This window comes from Pseudomonas sp. GW821-FHT11G12 (assembly GCF_058808055.1).
Map to the genome: position 1 here is coordinate 219,637 of NZ_JBXARH010000001.1, position 17,750 is coordinate 237,386.

The window sequence follows — 17,750 nt, forward strand, 5'->3', positions numbered from 1 at the left end:
TGCAGGGCTCATGAGAAATTTTTTGCAGCCGTTGCAGATCCCTCAATTTGGCGTGCCTGCACGAGCCCGGAAGCCTTGAGCAACGCCTGGGTATAGGCATGCTGCGGCGCCGCAAAAATCTCGCGCGACGCTCCCTGTTCCACCACCTTGCCATCCTTGATCACCATCAAGTCGTGCGCCAGCGCATGCACCACCGCCAGGTCATGGCTGATGAACAGATACGTCAGCCCATGGCGGATCTGCAACTGCCGCAGCAATTCCACCACCTGTTTCTGTACCGTGCGGTCCAGCGCGGAGGTCGGCTCGTCGAGCAGAATCAGCGCCGGTTCCAGCACCAGCGCCCGGGCGATGGAAATACGCTGGCGCTGGCCGCCGGAGAATTCGTGGGGATAGCGGTGTCGGCTCTGCGGGTCGAGGCCGACTTCCTCCAGGACGCGGATCACCGCTGCCTCACGTTCCTCGGCCGTGCCGATGCCGTGGGTCAGCAGGCCTTCGGCGATGATCTGCTGCACCGACATCCGTGGGCTGAGGCTGCCGAACGGATCCTGGAACACCACCTGGATCTGCCGGCGCAACGGGCGCATCAAACGCTGATTGAGCAGGCTCAATTGCTTGTTGCCGAACCGAATATCGCCCTCGGATTCCACCAGCCGCAGAATCGCCTGGCCCAGCGTCGACTTGCCCGAGCCGGACTCGCCGACTATGCCCAGGGTCTTGCCCCGTTGCAGACGAAAACTCACGCCGTCTACCGCCTTGATGTATTCCTGGGTGCGGCTGAACAGCGCCTTGGGCAGCGGGAACCAGACTTTCAGATCGTCCACCTCCAGCAGGTTGTGATCGTAGCGGCTCGGCACCGGCGCGCCGGATGGTTCCGCCTCGATCAGCAGGCGGCTGTAAGGATGCTGCGGGGTGCGGAACAGCGTTTCGCAATCGGCCTGTTCGACGATTTCCCCGTGGCGCATCACGCACACCCGTTGGGCGATGCGCCGCACCAGATTGAGGTCATGACTGATCAGCAGCAGCGACATGCCGAGGCGTTGCTGCAACTCGATCAACAGCTCCAGAATCTTCTGCTGCACGGTCACGTCCAGCGCCGTGGTCGGCTCATCGGCGATCAGCAATTCGGGTTCATTGGCCAGCGCCATGGCGATCATCACTCGTTGCCGCTGGCCGCCGGAGAGCTGGTGCGGATAGGCCTTCAACCGTTGCAACGGTTGGCGAATCCCCACCAGTTCCAGCAGCTCCAGCGTGCGCTGGCGAGCGGCGCGACCCTTGAGCCCCTTGTGGATCTCCAGCACTTCGCTGATCTGCTTCTCCACCGTGTGCAACGGGTTCAGAGAGGTCATCGGCTCCTGGAAAATCATCGCGATGCGATTGCCGCGCAAGCTGCGCAGTTGTTTTTCGCTGGCGTGCAGCAAGTCCACGCCGTTGTAGCGGATGCTGCCCGTGCTGCTGACGGTTTTGCCTGGCAGCAAACGCAGAATCGAGTGCGCCGTCACCGATTTGCCCGAGCCGGATTCGCCGACCAGTGCCAGGCACTCGCCACGGCGGATGTCGAGGTTTACGCCGTGCACCACTTCATGCCCGGCGAAGGCGACGCGCAGGTCGCGGATTTCAATCAGGTTATCGGTCATTTCAGCTCCGGGGATCAGGATCGCGGATCGAACGCGTCACGGCAGGCTTCGCCGATAAACACCAGCAAGGACAGAATCAGCGCCAGGGCAAAAAACGCCGTCAGCCCCAGCCACGGCGCTTGCAGATTGCGCTTGGCCTGGCCGATCAGTTCCCCCAGCGACGCGGTGCCGGCGGGCATGCCGAAGCCGAGAAAGTCCAGTGCGGTGAGTGTGGCGATGGCGCCGGTCAGAATGAACGGCAAGTAGGTGAGGGTGGAGGTCATGGCGTTGGGCAGAATGTGCCGGCGCATCAGTTCGCTGTCCGTCAGACCCAACGCCCGCGCAGCCTTGACGTATTCCAGGCTGCGCCCGCGCAGGAACTCGGCGCGCACCACGTCCACCAGTGCCAGCCAGGAAAACAGCGCCATGATCCCCAGCAGCCACCAGAAACTCGGCGAGACGAACCCGGACAAAATGATCAGCAGGTACAACACCGGCAGCCCCGACCAGATCTCCAGCACCCGTTGCCCGAGCAAGTCGACCCAGCCGCCGTAGTAACCCTGCAACGCCCCGGCGACGATGCCGACCAGCGCACTGACGGCGGTGAGGATCAGCGCAAACAGAATCGAAATTCGTGTGCCGAAGATCACCCGCGCCAACACGTCCCGCGCCTGATCGTCGGTGCCCAGCCAGTTGCTGGAGGACGGCGGACTCGGTGCTGGTTCCGTGAGGTCGTAATTGACCGTGTCGTAGCTGAACGGGATCGGCGGGAACAGCATCCAGCCGCCCTGATCCTCGATCAGCCTGTGTACGTAATTGCTGGCGTAATCCGGCTGGAACGGCAGTTCGCCGCCGAAATCGGTTTCCTGATAATCGCTGAGGATCGGGAAGTAAAAGGCGTTGTGGTAGCGGATCACCAGCGGCTTGTCGTTGGCGATCAGTTCGCCGCCGAGGCAGATCAGGCACAGCCCGATGAACAGCCACAGCGACCAGCGCCCGCGACGGTTGGCCTTGAATTGCGCGATGCGCCGCCGGTCCAGAGGGGAGAGTGTGAACATCAGGCAGTCCTCGCCGAAAAGTCGATGCGCGGGTCGAGCAGGGTGTAGCAGAGGTCGCCGATCAGCTTGATCAACAGGCCGAACAGGGTGAACAGGAACAGCGTGCCGAACACCACCGGGTAGTCCCGCGACACCGCCGCTTCGTAGCTCATGCGCCCGAGGCCGTCGAGGTTGAAGATGGTTTCGATCAGCAGGGAACCGGCGAAAAACACCTCGATCAACGCCGACGGCACACCGGCCACCACCAGCAGCATCGCGTTGCGAAACACATGGCCGTAGAGCACACGTCTTTCGGTCAGCCCCTTGGCGCGCGCGGTGATCACGTACTGGCGGCTGATCTCGTTGAGGAAGCTGTTCTTGGTCAGGATCGTCAGCGTCGCAAAACCGCCGATCACCAGCGCCGTCACCGGCAACACCAGGTGCCAGAGGTAGTCGCCGACCTTGCCCCACAGGCTCAGACTGTCGAAGTTGTCCGAGACCAGCCCCTGCACCGGAAACCAGTTGACGTAGCTGCCCCCGGCGAACACCACGATCAACAGGATCGCGAACAGAAACGCCGGCATTGCGTAGCCGACGATGATCGCCGTGCTACTCCAGACATCAAATGCGCTGCCATTTCGGATCGCCTTGCGAATGCCCAGCGGGATCGAGATCAGGTAGGTGATCAAGGTTGCCCACAGGCCGAGGGACAGCGACACCGGTAGTTTCTGCACGATCAGATCCGTCACCTTCGCACCGCGAAAGAAACTGCTGCCCAGGTCCAGTTGCGCGTAGTTCTTGAGCATCAGCCACAGGCGTTCGTGCATCGGTTTGTCGAAGCCGTAGTGGTGTTTGATTTCTTCGATCAGCGCCGGGTCCAGGCCACGACTGCTGCGCCCGGCACCGCCGATGGCGGTTACCTCGCTGGCGCCGCCCATGCTGTGCCCGCCGAAGCCTTGCAGGCGGGCGATGGCCTGTTCCACCGGGCCGCCGGGTGCGGCCTGCACGATGACGAAGTTGACCACCAGAATGCACAGCAGCGTCGGGATGATCAGCAACAGACGTCGACTCAGATAACACCACATGTCACTGGCCCCCCGCGAGTTGGTGCAAGGCACTCATTTGCGGGTTGGTCAGCGGCTTGGTCGAGACCTCCCACCAGGTGTCGAGGCCTTCGCTGTAGATCGGCTGCACCGGCGGCATGCCGAAGCGGTTCTGATACACCGTCGGCGTGCCTTTGGAGTAGTAGTTGGGAATCATGTAGTCACCCCATTGCAGCACCCGGTCGAGGGCGCGGGCGTAACGCACCATGGCGTCGCGGGTATTGGCCTGCACCAGGCCGTCGATCAGTTGGTCCACTGCCGGATCAGTCAGCACCATGGAATTGGAACTGCCGACCTGCGTGGCGCTCTGCGAGGCGTACAGGCTGTACAACTCGCGGCCCGGCGAGACGATCGGATCGCCGCTGCGTGGGAAACTGGTGACGATCATGTCGTAGTCCCGGGCGTTGAGCCGGTTGATGTACTGCGCCGAATCGATGCGTCGCAGATTCAGGGTGATGCCGATCTGCGCGAGGGTGCGTTTGTACGGCAGCAGCATGCGGTCGAAACCGCCCTGGCCGTCGAGGAAGGTGAATTCGAATGGCTCGCCGGCGGCGTTCACCAGCCGATTGTTTTTCGGCGTCCATCCGGCTTCGGCCAGCAGCTTTAATGCTTGCAACTGCTTGTCGCGGATGTAGCCGCTGCCATCGGTTTTAGGCGCCTGATAGACCCTGCTGAAAGCCTCGTCCGGAATCTGTCCGCGCAGCGATTCGAGGATCGCCAGTTCCCCGGCGTCGGGAAGTGCGGTGGCAGCCATTTCACTCTTTGGCCAGTAGCTGTTCTGACGCACGTAGAAGCCGCGCATCATCTGCTTGTTGGTCCACTCGAAATCCCACAGCAGGCTCAGCGCCTGACGCACGCGGCGATCCTTGAACAGCGGGTTCTGCAGGTTGAACACAAAACCCTGGGCGCTGGTCGGTTTGTCCGGGGCGAGAATCGCCTGTTGCAGGCGTCCGTCGCGCAGGGCCGGACTGTCGTAGCCGACCACGTAGCCAGACGAGGAAAACTCGCGGTTGTAGTCGAACGCGCCGGCCTGCAGCAGTTGCCGGGCGACGTCGGTGTCGCCGTAGAAATTCACGGTCAGGCTGTCGAAGTTGTACATGCCGCGACTGACTGGCAGGTCCTTGCCCCACCAATGCGGATCGCGCTGGAAACCGATGCTTCGCCCCGCATCGACCTTGCTCACCCGGTACGGGCCGCTGCCTAGCGGCGGTTCGAAACCGCCGCCGTTGGCGAAGTCACGGGTCTTCCACCAGTGTTCGGGCACCGGTCGCAGCGACGCCAGATCCAGCGCCAGCGTGCGGTTGAGGTTGTTCTTGAAGGTGAAGCGAATCTGCCACGGGCCTTCGATCAGCACATCCTGCACGTCGGCGTATTGCTGGCGATAACTCAGGCTGCCCTTGGTCATCAACAACTCGAAGGTGTAGCGCACGTCCTCGGCGGTGATCGGTGTGCCGTCGGCGAAACGCGCCTCGGGATTCAGGTTGAAACGCACCCACAGGCCGCCGGGATCGCGCTCCATGGATTGCGCCACCAGACCGTAGACGGTGTAGGGCTCGTCCAGCGAACGGAACGCCAGCGGCGAATACACCCAATCGTTGACCTGCACCACGGAAATGCCCTGATCGGCATACGGGGTGATGTAGTTGTATTGACCGATTTCCATCGAGGCGCGGCTGAGCGAGCCACCCTTCGGGGCGTCAGGATTGACGAAATCGAAGTGCTGGAAACCGGCGGAGTATTTCGGCGCCTCGCCGTACACCGTCATCGCGTAGCTGCCGCCGGCCAGCGCAGATGCCGCGTTGCACAGCAGCGCGCTGCCGAGCAGCAAGCCGGCCATGTTGCGCATGAATGTCATGAAGTCGTTCCTCTGGAGCCGGAAAAACCCGAAGCGGCGGCTGGCCGCTGCGGGATGCGAATTCGCAAGGGGAGGGGGCCGGCCGGAGTCTTGCTCGGCCCCGACCGTGACTCAGAAGTGGTACGTCATGCGCGCAAACAGCGTGCGGCCCAGCGGATCGGTGTAGCGCGGGTCATAGCCGCTCTGGAAGTTGTAGGCCTGGTTGGAGAACGGCGGATCACGGTCGAACAGGTTCTTCACCCCGGCATCGACGTCTAGCACCTTGTCGAAGGTGTAACCGGCCGACAGGTCCCACACCGAATACGACGCGACCCGCGCGTTGGTTTCGCGGTCGTAGTCGTTGTAGCCGGTGGTGAAGCGGTTGGTCAGCGCCGCACGGGCGGCGCCGAAGGTCCAGGAACCGGTCAGGTTGTGTTTCCAGCGGGCAATCACACCGTCGCCCTTGAAGTCGCCGACCTTGTCGGTGAACGGGCCCTTGATGGTGCTCTGGAAGTCGTACTCGTCGACATAAGTGCCTTGCAGGCCCAGACCGAATTGACCGTACGGCGTGTTCGGGAAGCGATAGTCCAGCGACACATCGACGCCGTTGGTTTCGACGATGCCGAGGTTGGCGTTGCCGGTGACGATGTAATTGAGCGTGCCGTCGGCGTTGCGCACGAAGCGGTCGGGGTAGCTGCCGGCCTGATCGAACACGGTGGATTCCGGGAACGGCTGGATCTGGTTGGAGATGTGAATCCACCAGAAATCCAGGCCCACGGACAGATTGCTGAGCGGCTGATAGACGAAGCCCAGCGTCACGTTGCGGGCTTTCTCCGGGGCCAGGTCTTCGTTGCCGCCGATCTGGTTGAGGAACTGCTGACCGCAATCGCGCCCGCCGTTGCCGCCCGGTTGCACGACACCGCCGGTACACAGCACCGGGTCGTTGTAGTAGCCCTGGGTGTAGGTGATGCTGCGCGGCGAATACAACTCATACAGCGACGGCGCACGGAAACCTTCGCTGTAGGCGCCGCGTACTACCAGCTCCTTGAGCGGCTGATAGCGGAACGAATATTTCGGGTTGGTGGTGCTGCCGAAGTCGCTGTATTTGTCGTGACGTACGGCGGCGGACAGTTCCAGGCTGTCGAGCACCGGCACGTTGATTTCCGCGTAGGCGGCTTTCACGCTGCGGTCGCCTTCAACGCTGCCGGCCGGGTCGATGCCCAGGCTCTGGATGTCGCCGGCGAACGGCTCGAAGTCCTGGTGGAATTTCTCTTTGCGGTACTCGCCGCCCAGCGCCAGACCCGACGGGCCGGCACCGAACCAGTCACCGATTTCGCGGCTGATCCGCCCGTCGAAACCGGCGACCCGACCGACCGCCGTGGAATAGGCGCCGTGGTACATGGCCTGATCGATGTATTGCTGACCGGCGCTGCTCTGCGGCCCGAACGGGTTGAGCAGACCGCTGGCCAGACCGCTGATCATCGCCTGATCGCTGACGTAGCCGCTGGTGACGCTGGAGACGATCTTGTTCTGGTTGTAGGAGGCGCCAACGTTGTAGTCCCAGCCGCCAACCAGACCGTCGAAGCTCAGCAGGAAGCGCTGACTGGTGTTCTGGTCTTTCGATTCGCGCGGGCCGGCAGCCGTTTCGCGCCAGTTCACATCCACCGGTTGCGTCGGGTCGAGGGCGAAGCCGGTGGGCGCCGGGGTGATGCCGTTGCCGGGGTAGTAGGGCGAGGACGAATCCAGGCTCAGGCCGGTCAATGGCGCCGGGCCGACAGCGGTGGCGTTGTTGTTGCGCGACCAGAAGTATTCGAGGTTGACGTTGTGATCATCGGCCAGTTTGCCGGTGGTCTTGCCGAAGAACGAGGTCTTCTCGGTCTGCGGCACCAGGTCGATGTATTCGCGGGTGCTGAAGCGGCAGAGGCCGTCACGGGCCACCAGGTTGGGGCCGTTGCAATTGCTGTTGGCCAGCGGGTTGGTGGCGTTGCCGTTCTGGCTGTAGTTGCCGGGGAACGCGGTGCCGGAGGTCTGGTCCAGGCCACGGCCGGGCACGTAGTCGCGGGCGAAGGAGCGGTCGTTGGCGTCGAGGTTCTGCTGCTTGTTGTAGTTGAACACGCCGAGCACGTTGAAGCGGTCCTGCTCCAGGTCGCCGTAACCCCAACTGGCGCTCATGTCCTTGGTCGCACCGCCGCCGCTGTGGGTCGGGGTTTCGCCGCCGAGGGTGAGCTGACCGTCGGTCATGGATTTCTTGGTGATGAAGTTGATCACGCCGCCGATGGCGTCGGTGCCGTACAGGGCCGAGGCGCCGTCGCGCAGCACCTCCACGCGCTCGATCGCGGCAAACGGGATCATGTTCAGATCCACCGCGCCGCCGGCCGAGTTGGTGCCCGACAGGGCGTTGTTCGCCAGCCGGCGACCGTTGAGCAGCACCAGCGTCTTGTTCGCGCCGATGCCGCGCATGTCGGCGAACGATGCGCCGCCGGTGGCCGCGCCGACCGAGCCTGCGCTGTTGTTGATCGACTGGCTGCCGGTGATGCGCTGCACCAGTTCGGCGGTGGTGGTCACGCCCTGTTTGCGCAGTTCCTCGGCCTTGAGCACGGTGATCGGCACCGCCGTTTCCGCATCGACCCGACGGATCGCCGAACCGGTCACTTCGACCCGTTGCAGTTGCGTGGTCGGCGCGACCACCGCAGCGGCGGCCGGGACGCTGTTGTCGTCCTCGGCAGCCTGAACCCCGGCGCCCATCCCCATGGCCACCAGGTACAACGGAACGAAACGGTGGCGGGAAATCGTCGCCACCAAGGGTTTGAGCGTGAAGCGTGGAGTGTTCATCAGCATGGTTGTTTCCGACTTTGTTAGACGTTTATCGAAATGGCCTTGTGAGCCCTCTTTGCACGGAGCACGGTGGTGCCGCGCCGCGAAAACCACTTTCTTCAAGCAAGCCGATCCCCTCCGAAGACGCGGTGCGTTTTTTCGGTCGGCCGATTGCGACGGGATTCAACGAACGGTGTCGGGCGCGTCCCTCACAGCGCGCCCGGCACCGCCGTCAGCGGGTGGTCATCACCGATATTTTGGTGATGCCCGAGCGCTCGATGGACGCCATGGCTTTGGCTACCTGGCCGTAATTCACGGCGGAGTCGGCCTGCAGCTGCACGCGCACTTCGGCGTCCTTGGCCTTGACCTCCTTGAGGCTGGCCTCCAGTGATTCCGGCGCCAGCTCGGTCTTGGCCAGGAAGAACTTGCCGTCCTGATCGACGCTGACCACCACCGGGTCTTTCTTTTCGGCGGGGGCGACGGCGTCGGTTTTCGGCAGGTTGACCTTGATCGCATTGGTCATCAGCGGCGCGGTGACGATGAACACCACCAGCAGCACGAGCATTACGTCCACCAGCGGCGTGACGTTCATTTCGCTGAGCACTTCATCGCTGTCTTGAGTGGAAAAGGACATCAGCTGGCCTCCCGCACGGCGGCCGTGGACTTGGCGATGGCCTGGCGGCTGATGGAAAACGCACTGCGCGAGGCGAGGGCGTCGAAGTCGTGGGCGAAGTCATCCATGTCCGCCGAGGCCAGCTTCAGGCGCCGCAGGAAGAAGTTGTAAATCAGCACTGCCGGCACCGCGACGGCAATCCCCACGCCGGTGGCGATCAGTGCGTGGCCGATGGGTCCGGCCACGGTTTCCAGGCTGGCCGAACCGCTGGCGCCGATGCTTTGCAGGGCTTCCATGATTCCCCACACGGTACCGAACAGGCCAATGAACGGCGCGGTGCTGCCGATGCTGGCGAGGATCGCCTGGCCGTTTTCCAGCGAGCGGCGTTCCTTCTGGATCTGTTGGCGCAGGTTGCGCTCCAGTCGGTCGGAACGGTTGATGGTGTGCGCCAGTTGTTGGGTGGTGCGAGGGGATTCCTCCACCAGCAAGGCTTCGAAACCGCTGCTGGCGATCCGCGCCAGCGAGCCCGGATATTGGCTGGCGTGCTCGGCGGCGGTCAGCAGGTCCGGCGCGCCCCAGAAGGCTTTGCTGAACTGTCTGTTCTGGGTTTTCTGGCGCAGGTACTGCGCCGACTTGACCAGCAGGATTGCCCAACTGACCACGGAAAACAGCACCAGCCCCCAGAGCACGCCGGGGACAATCATCGAAGACAAAGAATCGTTCATGGCTACACCTCGCTTGCGTTAATCGGTTGTGAGTTCGGTTGTCGCGCCGTCATTGCGGCAATTTGAAATCGATGGTTTGGGTGGCGAAGCCGTCGATCGGTGTGTCGCCGCGTTTGGCCGGAATGAACTTCCAGGCTTTCACCGCCGCGACCGCTGCGTCATCCAGTTGCGGCTTGCCGCTGGATTTGGTCACCGTCACCGAGCCTGCACGACCGTTGGCCAGCACCTGAATCCGCAGCACCACGCTGCCTTCCCAGTTGCGCCGCAGGGCCAGCGACGGGTATTCCGGCGGCGGGTTGCCAAGGCTGGCGAGACCGGAAATCGCCGCCGACTCTTTCACCGGGCCCGGTGCCGCAGCAGGTGCCGGAGGCGCGCTCGGGGTGGCCGGGGCGACAGGCGCTGCCGGTTGCGCAGGGGCGGGCGGCGCTTTCGGCGGCTCGGCCTTTTTCACCGGTTTGGGTTTCTCGACCGGTTTCTGTTTTTCGATCGGCTTGGGTTTCTCCACCGGTTTGGGCGGTGGCTTGACCGCGTCCTCGTCTTCCACCGGTTGTTCCGGTTCGGGAGGCGGCGGAGGGGGCGGCGGCTCCGGTGTCGGCGGGGCCGGAGGTGTCGGGCTGGTGAGCTCGACGGTCATTTCCGGAATTTCCGGTGGCGTGGGCAACGGCTCGGCCCTGGCCTGCTGGAAAAACCACCAGGCGCCGCCGTGTATCAACGCCGACACCGCCACCAGCAACAGCATCTGCTGTTTGTTCAGGCCGCCGGGCTGCGAAGTGTTGGCCTTATAGATGGGCCGACCCGCCACAGACGCAAGTGGTGCGTTCCGTAATGGCCCCGGCGGCGTTCTGTGCTTTACCGCATCGTTCATTAAAGCTCCCTCGGGTGGATGAAGGGCAATAAGGTGCCGTTCGAACAACAAAGCGTTGTTCGAGTGAGTGGTCGCAACTTTCATACAGGTGTGCAGAAGCCGATAGTTGAACTATCTATTGAACAGGGCTTGTGCAGCTTATTGCTTCAGTAACATCGACTTCGATTGTTCATTGACCCGGTCCGTGGCTGTTCTTTTATGAGTGAGTGTGCAATTGAGTGGCTTGTCTCATTCTTGCCCTCATGATTGATGCAATAGCAACCGCTGTGCCAAAGAGTGACCCATTGTGTAGTGTTTATTTCTCGACTGATACGTATGTCGCATTTATATAAGTTTCATCAAGCACGCCGGTTTTCATGGGCGCATAACCTCCCGAAGGCCCTGTTTGCAGGGCTTTTTTCAAGGCGAGACAGGCCGGGCGCGGTATCGCGCTGTTCAGCGAGATAGAGCGGCTGTTCTCGTGTCAGCCAGGGCGCGTGATGGTGCGTGGCGGACTGATTTGGTGCGGGTCAGTGTTTTAGCGGGTCACAGGCGATGTTCCTTGTTCTTGTTTAAGTAGAGTCGGTCGTTCCGCTTGAGCGGTGTATTGACTGAAAGTGCAGTTTTGGTGCGCGCCGAACATTAACGCCGAACAGTAAAAGTTGTAGCGGTGTGCTGTCTGGAAGTTATTGTCGAACAATATTTTCTGGCGTTCATTAATGCAGCGCGCACGCAATGACTTCTTGCATGCTATTTAAAAAATAAATAGTGCTGGCGTTCAGGTAATAAAAGGAATGCACGGACTGTTCGGAGGACGAACACCGCGCAGGTACAGGGGTACGGAGAGAAGAGAATGGCGCAGCAGATGAAGATTCACGCGGTGAACTCCTTGTTGCCAGCTCGGATACGCGAACTTTTGGTTCGGTATCGCACCTTACAAGAACGCGGATAGCGTTCGCTGATTGCTCTTGGTGCGGGATGGGCACCGCCAGCGCTGTTTTGCGAGATCAGGGATTCGCAAGCTGCCGATGAATGCGCAATCCGTGCCAAATTCGATACAACAGCTATAAATAGGGCCAGGCAGGATGCCTTTCGCAGTGGAGGAGGGGATATGTATCAGCTCTACGGACATCGCAATTCAGGGGCGGCGGCCATCGAGGCGGCGCTAGAGCTGTGCCAGATCGCTTATCGCTTCATCGACATCGAAGCCAGCGCCGAAGCGGCGCAGGAACTGGCCAGGCTCAATCCGCTCAAGCAGATTCCGACTTTGCAACTACCCGATGGCAGTGCGCTCACTGAAAGCGCGGCGATCCTGATTCACCTGGGGTTGAGCTTCCCTGCGTCGGGCCTGTTGCCGGCCAACGCGGCGGATCGTGATCAGGCGATTCGCGGTCTGGTGTACATCGTCAACAATTGCTACGGAGCCATCGGTGTCATCGATTACCCCGAGCGTTGGCTGGTGATGCCGGACGAAGCATCGCGACAGAACCTGATGGCGGGCGCCCGGGAGCGATTGCACTGGATGTGGGAAGTGTTCGCCGACCAGTTTTCCGCCGAGCTGTACCTGGACGATGAAACACCGGGAGCACTGGATGTATTGGCGGCAGTGGTGACGCGCTGGGCTGGCACCCGCGAACACCTGCGCCAGGCCCGGCCGGGGTTTTATGCATGGCTGCAACGCATCGACCGGCACCCGGTGCTGGCGCCGGTCTTCGCGCGACATTGGCCCGGTTAAGAAATCGAATCAGATGTTGATCGTTGATCGTTCCCACGCTCCGCGTGGGAATGCAGCCCGGGACGCTCCGCGTCCCAAAGCGTGACGCAGAGCGTCACAAGAGGCATTCCCACGCAGAGCGTGGGAACGATCAGGGTGAAGGCATCACTCCCCGCGAATGTACTGCTCCAGCTGTTTGATCAGCTCGGCCTGTTCGGCAATCGCTTCCTTGACCAGGTCGCCGATCGACAGCAGGCCCAGCAGCTTGCCGTTTTCCACCACGGGCAAGTGGCGCAGACGTTTGTCGGACATGATGCTCAGGCAGGTGTCGACGGTCTGGTGGGTGTCCACCGTGATCACGTTTGCGACCATGATGTCGCGTACCGGCGTGCCTACCGAGGAGCGCCCGTGCAGCACCAGTTTGCGCGCGTAATCGCGTTCGCTGATGATGCCCACCACTTTATCGTCCTCCACCACGAGCAAGGCGCCGACGTTTTTCTCGGCCATCTTCATCAGCGCTTCGAGCACCATGTGATCGGGTTTGATCTGGTGCACTTCCTGATTTTTCTGATCTTTGAGCTTGAGCAGCTGGGCGACGGTTTTCATGGTGGTTACTCAGGTGTTGTCGTTGTTCTCCAAGCATCGTAGACGCAGGCGCGCAGAGCAAGGCCGCAAAACGGCAGATAACACGCAAAAAACGTCATTTGACGGGTTTTTTCATTGCGAGGCCTGTGCCACCGGTTGCTGCAATGCCGCGTAGAATGCCTTTCTGAATCAATTCTTGAGGTCGCAGTGGTGGATTTACAGCAGGGCTTCGTCCTGACCCGGCATTGGCGCGACACCCCGGCCGGCACCGAAGTCGAGTTCTGGCTGGCGACCGACGCCGGGCCGCGCCGTGTGCGCCTGCCGCATCAGCCATCGGTGGCGTTCATCCCGGCGGCGCAGCGTGAGCAGGCCGAGCTTGTGCTGGCGGGCGAAAAGAACGTCGAACTGCGCCCCTTGGCCCTGCAGGATTTCGAACATCGCCCGGTGCTCGGGCTGTATTGCCAGCAACACGGTCAGTTGATGCGTCTGGAAACCGCGCTTAACCGTCACAGTGTCGATGTCTTCGAAGCTGATGTGCGACCGCCCGAGCGTTACCTGATGGAGCGTTTCATCACCGCGCCGGTGTGGTTCAGCGGCACACCCGATGCCGACGGTGTGCTGCTCGACGCCCACCTCAAGCCTTCGCCCGACTATCGCCCGACACTGCGGCTGGTTTCGCTGGATATCGAAACCACCGAGCAGGGCGAGCTGTATTCCATCGCGCTGGAAGGCTGCGGCGAACGGCAGGTGTACATGCTCGGCGCGCCGAATGGCGATGACAGCATTGTCGACTTCGACCTTGAGTACTGCGAATCGCGCACACTGATTCTGAAGAAACTCAACGACTGGTTCGCCCGCCACGATCCCGACGCGATCATCGGCTGGAACCTCGTGCAGTTCGACCTGCGCATTCTCCACGAACACGCCCGACGCCTTGGCGTGCCGCTCAAGCTCGGGCGCGGCGGTGAGGAAATGCAGTGGCGCGAACACGGCAGCCGCACTCATTACTTCGCGGCAGCGGCGGGGCGGCTGATCATCGATGGCATCGAATCCCTGCGTTCGGCGACCTGGAGCTTCCCCTCGTTCAGCCTGGAGAACGTCGCCCAGACCCTACTCGGCGAGGGCAAGTCGATCGACAACCCGTACCAGCGCATGGACGAAATCAACCGCATGTTCGCCGAGGACAAACCGGCGCTGGCCAAGTACAACCTCAAGGACTGCGAACTGGTCACGCGGATCTTCGCCAAGACCGAGCTGCTGAAATTTTTGCTGGAGCGCGCCAGCGTCACCGGCCTGCCGGCGGATCGCAGCGGCGGTTCGGTGGCGGCGTTCACTCATTTGTACATGCCGTTGATGCACCGCCAGGGCTTTGTGGCGCCGAACCTTGGCACCAATCCACCGCAGGCCAGCCCCGGCGGATTTGTCATGGACTCGCAACCGGGGCTGTACGAATCGGTGCTGGTGCTCGACTACAAGAGTCTTTATCCGTCGATTATTCGCACATTCCTGATTGATCCGGTGGGGTTGATCGAAGGCTTGCAGCATCCTGACGACAGCGATTCGGTGCCAGGTTTTCGCGGCGCCCGTTTCTCCCGTACCCGTCATTGCCTGCCGTCCATCGTCGCCCGGGTCGCCGAGGGCCGCGAGACCGCCAAGCGTGAACACAACGCGCCGCTGTCCCAGGCGCTGAAGATCATCATGAACGCCTTTTACGGCGTACTCGGTTCCAGCGGTTGCCGGTTTTTCGATACGCGGCTGGCGTCATCGATCACCCTGCGCGGCCACGAAATCATGCTGCGTACCCGGCAGTTGATCGAGGCTCAGGGGCATGCGGTGATTTATGGCGACACCGACTCGACGTTCGTCTGGCTGCGTCGCCCCCACGGTCAGGAAGAAGCGGCGACCATCGGCCGGGCGCTGGTGCAGTACGTCAACGACTGGTGGCGCGAGCATGTGCGTGAGCAGTACGGGCTGGAAAGCGCCCTCGAATTGCAGTTCGAAACCCACTACAAACGCTTCCTGATGCCGACTATTCGTGGTGCCGAGGAGGGCAGCAAAAAGCGCTACGCCGGTCTGGTGACCCGCGCCGACGGCACAGAAGAAATGGTCTACAAAGGCCTGGAAACCGTGCGCACCGACTGGTCGCTGCTGGCCCGGCAATTTCAGCAGGAGTTGTACGAGCGGATCTTCCAGCGCAAGCCGTATCAGGATTACGTGCGTGAATACGTGCGCAAGACCCTGGCCGGCGAGTTCGACGAGCGACTGGTCTACCGCAAGCGTCTTCGCCGAACCCTCGACGACTACGAACGCAACGTGCCGCCCCACGTGCGCGCTGCACGGCTGGCCGACGACTACAACGCGCAGCACGGTCGCCCGCGGCAATACCAGAACGGCGGCTGGATCAGCTACGTGATCACCCTGGCCGGCCCCGAGCCGCTGGAAGTGCGCCGCGCGGCCATCGACTACGACCACTACATCACCCGCCAACTGCAACCGGTGGCGGATGCGATTCTGCCGTTTGTCGACGACGATTTCTCAACCCTGATCGGGGGGCAACTGGGCCTGTTTTGAGTCCAGCAGTTGCAGGGTCCACTCGTCCTGAATGCCGTGGAAATAACGCTCCAGCGCTTGATGCCAGAGGCTGTTTTCGTCGGCGAACTGGGCGAACAGGGTCATCGATGAGTGGAATTTCAGATCGTCCGGGTGGCCGAAAATCTCGGCAATCGAACGCTGCTGCACGTTCAGCACCAGTTGCGCGCACGTGCGCAACCTGGCGCCGAGCAGCTCATGGGCCAGATAAGCCTTGGCTTCCCCGGCCGAGCCGATGGCAAAGCGTCGGGACATCTCGCTGCCCCCGAGCCCGGCGAACTGCGGAAATACAAACCACATCCAGTGGCTGCGCTTGCGGCCCTCGTCGAGTTCGCGTTGCACCCGTTCGAACACCGGGTCCTGGGCCAGGACAAATCGTTGCAGGTTGAACGGGTCGTACTGATCAGTGCTTCTCATGGCGAAGCCCTCTGCCCGTCGGCGGTGGCTCAGACCATGGCCAGCCGCTGCTTGCGTTGTGGCGCGTGAAACGCCTGGTCCAGCGCCGCCAGATCCCCGGCATCGAGCTGTAGCTGCGCCGCTTGTGCATTGAGCTGCACATGTTCCGGACGCACTGCCTTGGGAATTGCAATCACCCCATCCTGACGCAGAATCCACGCCAGCGAAACCTGTGCCGGGGTCACGCCGTGACGAACGGCAATCTGTTTCAGCACGGTTTCCGCGAGCATCGCGCCGCCCTGGCCGATCGGGCAGTACGCCATCAGTGGCATGCGCTGTTGCTGGCACCACGGCAAAAGATCGAATTCGATGCCGCGCTCTTCCAGGTTGTACAGCACCTGATTGGTCGCGCAGGCCGAATTCGACAGTTCTTCAAGATCGCCGACGTCGAAGTTCGACACGCCCCAGCGGCCGATCTTGCCGTCCTCGCGAAGACGCTCGAAGGCCTCGACGGTTTCTTCCAGCGGATACTGGCCGCGCCAATGCAGCAGATAGAGGTCGATGTAATCGGTGTCGAGCCGACGCAGACTGCGTTCGCAAGCCTGGGGAATGCCTTTGCGACTGGCGTTGTGCGGGTAGACCTTGCTCACCAGGAACACTTGATCGCGCAGGCCGGCGATGGCTTCACCGACCACGGTTTCGGCACCGCCCTCGGCGTACATTTCGGCGGTGTCGATCAGGGTCATGCCCAGTTCGATGCCACTGCGCAGGGCCGCGACTTCACGCGTGTGCGCCGAGCGGTCTTCGCCCATGCGCCAGGTGCCCTGGCCGATCACCGGAACCTGCACGCCAGCCAATTCGAGGGTACGCATTCAAACCTCCTATCTGAAACGGTCGATACCTTTAAGTGGGCAGCAGGATAGCCCATGGGTTCCAAATGAGGTGTGTCGGCCCGTTGAGGCGTTTATGGCGAGGTTCTGTTGCTCCGATGTATTGAACGGGCGTTTCGCAACTGCGCAAGAAGTTGCGCAGTTGTCCGTAATAAAACCAAGTTAAAAACCGCTACAGGCCTTGCCGATCAAGGCCTACAGCCAAGTGCGCAAGAAGTTGCACAGTACTGCGCAACTTCTTGCGCACTTTTCGACGAATTCAGTGGGAGTTTTCGCCGTATCTACGAAGAAAACTTACCAAGCCCCCGGTTTATAAGGGTTTGAAAAAGTTGGCATGCTAATTGATGGCCATTGGCCGCCTCTTGGGTGATATCACCTATCGGCGCACCCAACGATTCAGCAAGGAGCACACCCCATGGCAACACCAGCGTACATGTCGGTTACCGGCGAAAAACAAGGCCTGATCACTGCCGGCGCCTTCACCGCCGACTCCGTTGGCAACACCTACCAGGAAGGCCACGAAGACCAGGTTATGGTTCAGGCTTTCACCCACGACGTGATCATCCCGCGTGACCCACAATCCGGTCAGCCAACCGGTCAGCGCGTTCACAAGCCCGTTGTGATCACCAAGGTCTACGACAAGGCTTCGCCTCTGCTGCAAGCAGCACTGACCTCCGGCGAGCGCATGAGCGAAATCGTTATCCAGTGGTACCGCACTTCGGCGCAAGGCACCCAAGAGCACTACTACACCACCAAACTGGAAGACGCGATCATCGTCGCCATCAACAACAAAATGCACAACTGCCAGGATCCAGGCAACGCGCACTTCACCCACCTGGAAGAAGTGCAGTTCACCTACCGCAAAATCACCTGGACCCACGAAGTCTCCGGTACTTCGGGTTCCGATGACTGGCGTGCTCCAGTCGTTTAATCGCGGCTGATGGTTGTACCGCCTCGGCCGGGTTCGCCGGTCGAGGCACCTTCACTACTCAA

14 protein-coding genes are annotated in these 17,750 nt (G+C 61.7%); 3 read left to right on the top strand and 11 right to left on the bottom strand.

What is annotated here, in order from left to right; translation table 11 throughout:
- Positions 1 to 8: 8 nt before the first annotated feature.
- The 8 genes from AC1RR7_RS00920 to AC1RR7_RS00955 form a co-directional block, all read right to left on the bottom strand.
- Positions 9 to 1,634, bottom strand: coding sequence for an ABC transporter ATP-binding protein (locus tag AC1RR7_RS00920; protein ID WP_493155752.1), 1,626 nt, complete (start codon positions 1,632 to 1,634; stop codon positions 9 to 11).
- A 14-nt stretch (positions 1,635 to 1,648) separates the two neighbouring features.
- Positions 1,649 to 2,671, bottom strand: a complete 1,023-nt coding sequence (locus tag AC1RR7_RS00925; RefSeq protein WP_493155754.1) for an ABC transporter permease — start codon at positions 2,669 to 2,671, stop codon at positions 1,649 to 1,651.
- Positions 2,671 to 3,735, bottom strand: coding sequence for a microcin C ABC transporter permease YejB (locus AC1RR7_RS00930; RefSeq protein ID WP_493155756.1), 1,065 nt, complete (start codon positions 3,733 to 3,735; stop codon positions 2,671 to 2,673). The genes AC1RR7_RS00925 and AC1RR7_RS00930 overlap by 1 nt, the downstream gene beginning before the upstream one ends.
- A gap of 1 nt (position 3,736) precedes the next feature.
- Positions 3,737 to 5,608 (bottom strand): extracellular solute-binding protein, encoded by a 1,872-nt coding sequence (locus AC1RR7_RS00935; RefSeq protein ID WP_493155758.1) that lies wholly within the window; start codon positions 5,606 to 5,608, stop codon positions 3,737 to 3,739.
- A 111-nt stretch (positions 5,609 to 5,719) separates the two neighbouring features.
- Positions 5,720 to 8,425, bottom strand: a complete 2,706-nt coding sequence (locus AC1RR7_RS00940; RefSeq protein ID WP_493155760.1) for a TonB-dependent receptor — start codon at positions 8,423 to 8,425, stop codon at positions 5,720 to 5,722.
- A gap of 208 nt (positions 8,426 to 8,633) precedes the next feature.
- Complete coding sequence (locus tag AC1RR7_RS00945) at positions 8,634 to 9,035, bottom strand: ExbD/TolR family protein (RefSeq protein ID WP_007959059.1); 402 nt, start codon at positions 9,033 to 9,035, stop codon at positions 8,634 to 8,636.
- Positions 9,035 to 9,739, bottom strand: coding sequence for a MotA/TolQ/ExbB proton channel family protein (locus AC1RR7_RS00950; protein WP_007959058.1), 705 nt, complete (start codon positions 9,737 to 9,739; stop codon positions 9,035 to 9,037). The genes AC1RR7_RS00945 and AC1RR7_RS00950 overlap by 1 nt, the downstream gene beginning before the upstream one ends.
- Before the next feature lie 49 nt (positions 9,740 to 9,788).
- A complete protein-coding gene (locus AC1RR7_RS00955) occupies positions 9,789 to 10,604 on the bottom strand; it encodes an energy transducer TonB (RefSeq protein WP_493155762.1) in 816 nt (271 codons plus the stop codon).
- Between the two features lie 1,090 nt (positions 10,605 to 11,694).
- Here AC1RR7_RS00955 and AC1RR7_RS00960 point away from each other — a divergent pair.
- On the top strand, positions 11,695 to 12,318 hold the full coding sequence (locus AC1RR7_RS00960; RefSeq protein WP_273535774.1) for a glutathione S-transferase N-terminal domain-containing protein: 624 nt from the start codon (positions 11,695 to 11,697) through the stop codon (positions 12,316 to 12,318).
- Positions 12,319 to 12,462: 144 nt separating this feature from the next.
- Here the strand turns inward: AC1RR7_RS00960 and AC1RR7_RS00965 are convergent, their stop codons facing one another.
- Positions 12,463 to 12,903, bottom strand: a complete 441-nt coding sequence (locus AC1RR7_RS00965) for a CBS domain-containing protein (RefSeq protein ID WP_096823056.1) — start codon at positions 12,901 to 12,903, stop codon at positions 12,463 to 12,465.
- A gap of 189 nt (positions 12,904 to 13,092) precedes the next feature.
- Here AC1RR7_RS00965 and AC1RR7_RS00970 point away from each other — a divergent pair, with 189 nt between their 5' ends.
- Positions 13,093 to 15,453, top strand: coding sequence for a DNA polymerase II (locus AC1RR7_RS00970; RefSeq protein WP_493155764.1), 2,361 nt, complete (start codon positions 13,093 to 13,095; stop codon positions 15,451 to 15,453).
- Here the strand turns inward: AC1RR7_RS00970 and AC1RR7_RS00975 are convergent.
- Both AC1RR7_RS00975 and AC1RR7_RS00980 read right to left on the bottom strand, forming a co-directional pair.
- Positions 15,418 to 15,888, bottom strand: coding sequence for a DUF1810 domain-containing protein (locus AC1RR7_RS00975; RefSeq protein WP_096823054.1), 471 nt, complete (start codon positions 15,886 to 15,888; stop codon positions 15,418 to 15,420). The two genes, AC1RR7_RS00970 and AC1RR7_RS00975, sit on opposite strands and share 36 nt — an antisense overlap.
- Before the next feature lie 29 nt (positions 15,889 to 15,917).
- Complete coding sequence (locus AC1RR7_RS00980; protein WP_096823053.1) at positions 15,918 to 16,739, bottom strand: aldo/keto reductase; 822 nt, start codon at positions 16,737 to 16,739, stop codon at positions 15,918 to 15,920.
- Between the two features lie 433 nt (positions 16,740 to 17,172).
- Here AC1RR7_RS00980 and AC1RR7_RS00985 point away from each other — a divergent pair, with 433 nt between their 5' ends.
- Positions 17,173 to 17,688, top strand: coding sequence for an Hcp family type VI secretion system effector (locus AC1RR7_RS00985; protein WP_007949952.1), 516 nt, complete (start codon positions 17,173 to 17,175; stop codon positions 17,686 to 17,688).
- Positions 17,689 to 17,750: the final 62 nt, after the last annotated feature.

Bases quoted from the DNA above. Each gene is read 5' to 3' on its own strand.
- AC1RR7_RS00920 (WP_493155752.1), bottom strand. From the start codon at position 1,634: ATGACCGATAACCTGATTGAAATCCGCGACCTGCGCGTCGCCTTCGCC.
- AC1RR7_RS00925 (WP_493155754.1), bottom strand. From the start codon at position 2,671: ATGTTCACACTCTCCCCTCTGGACCGGCGGCGCATCGCGCAATTCAAG.
- AC1RR7_RS00930 (WP_493155756.1), bottom strand. From the start codon at position 3,735: ATGTGGTGTTATCTGAGTCGACGTCTGTTGCTGATCATCCCGACGCTG.
- AC1RR7_RS00935 (WP_493155758.1), bottom strand. From the start codon at position 5,608: ATGACATTCATGCGCAACATGGCCGGCTTGCTGCTCGGCAGCGCGCTG.
- AC1RR7_RS00940 (WP_493155760.1), bottom strand. From the start codon at position 8,425: ATGCTGATGAACACTCCACGCTTCACGCTCAAACCCTTGGTGGCGACG.
- AC1RR7_RS00945 (WP_007959059.1), bottom strand. From the start codon at position 9,035: ATGTCCTTTTCCACTCAAGACAGCGATGAAGTGCTCAGCGAAATGAAC.
- AC1RR7_RS00950 (WP_007959058.1), bottom strand. From the start codon at position 9,739: ATGAACGATTCTTTGTCTTCGATGATTGTCCCCGGCGTGCTCTGGGGG.
- AC1RR7_RS00955 (WP_493155762.1), bottom strand. From the start codon at position 10,604: ATGAACGATGCGGTAAAGCACAGAACGCCGCCGGGGCCATTACGGAAC.
- AC1RR7_RS00960 (WP_273535774.1), top strand. From the start codon at position 11,695: ATGTATCAGCTCTACGGACATCGCAATTCAGGGGCGGCGGCCATCGAG.
- AC1RR7_RS00965 (WP_096823056.1), bottom strand. From the start codon at position 12,903: ATGAAAACCGTCGCCCAGCTGCTCAAGCTCAAAGATCAGAAAAATCAG.
- AC1RR7_RS00975 (WP_096823054.1), bottom strand. From the start codon at position 15,888: ATGAGAAGCACTGATCAGTACGACCCGTTCAACCTGCAACGATTTGTC.
- AC1RR7_RS00980 (WP_096823053.1), bottom strand. From the start codon at position 16,739: ATGCGTACCCTCGAATTGGCTGGCGTGCAGGTTCCGGTGATCGGCCAG.
- AC1RR7_RS00985 (WP_007949952.1), top strand. From the start codon at position 17,173: ATGGCAACACCAGCGTACATGTCGGTTACCGGCGAAAAACAAGGCCTG.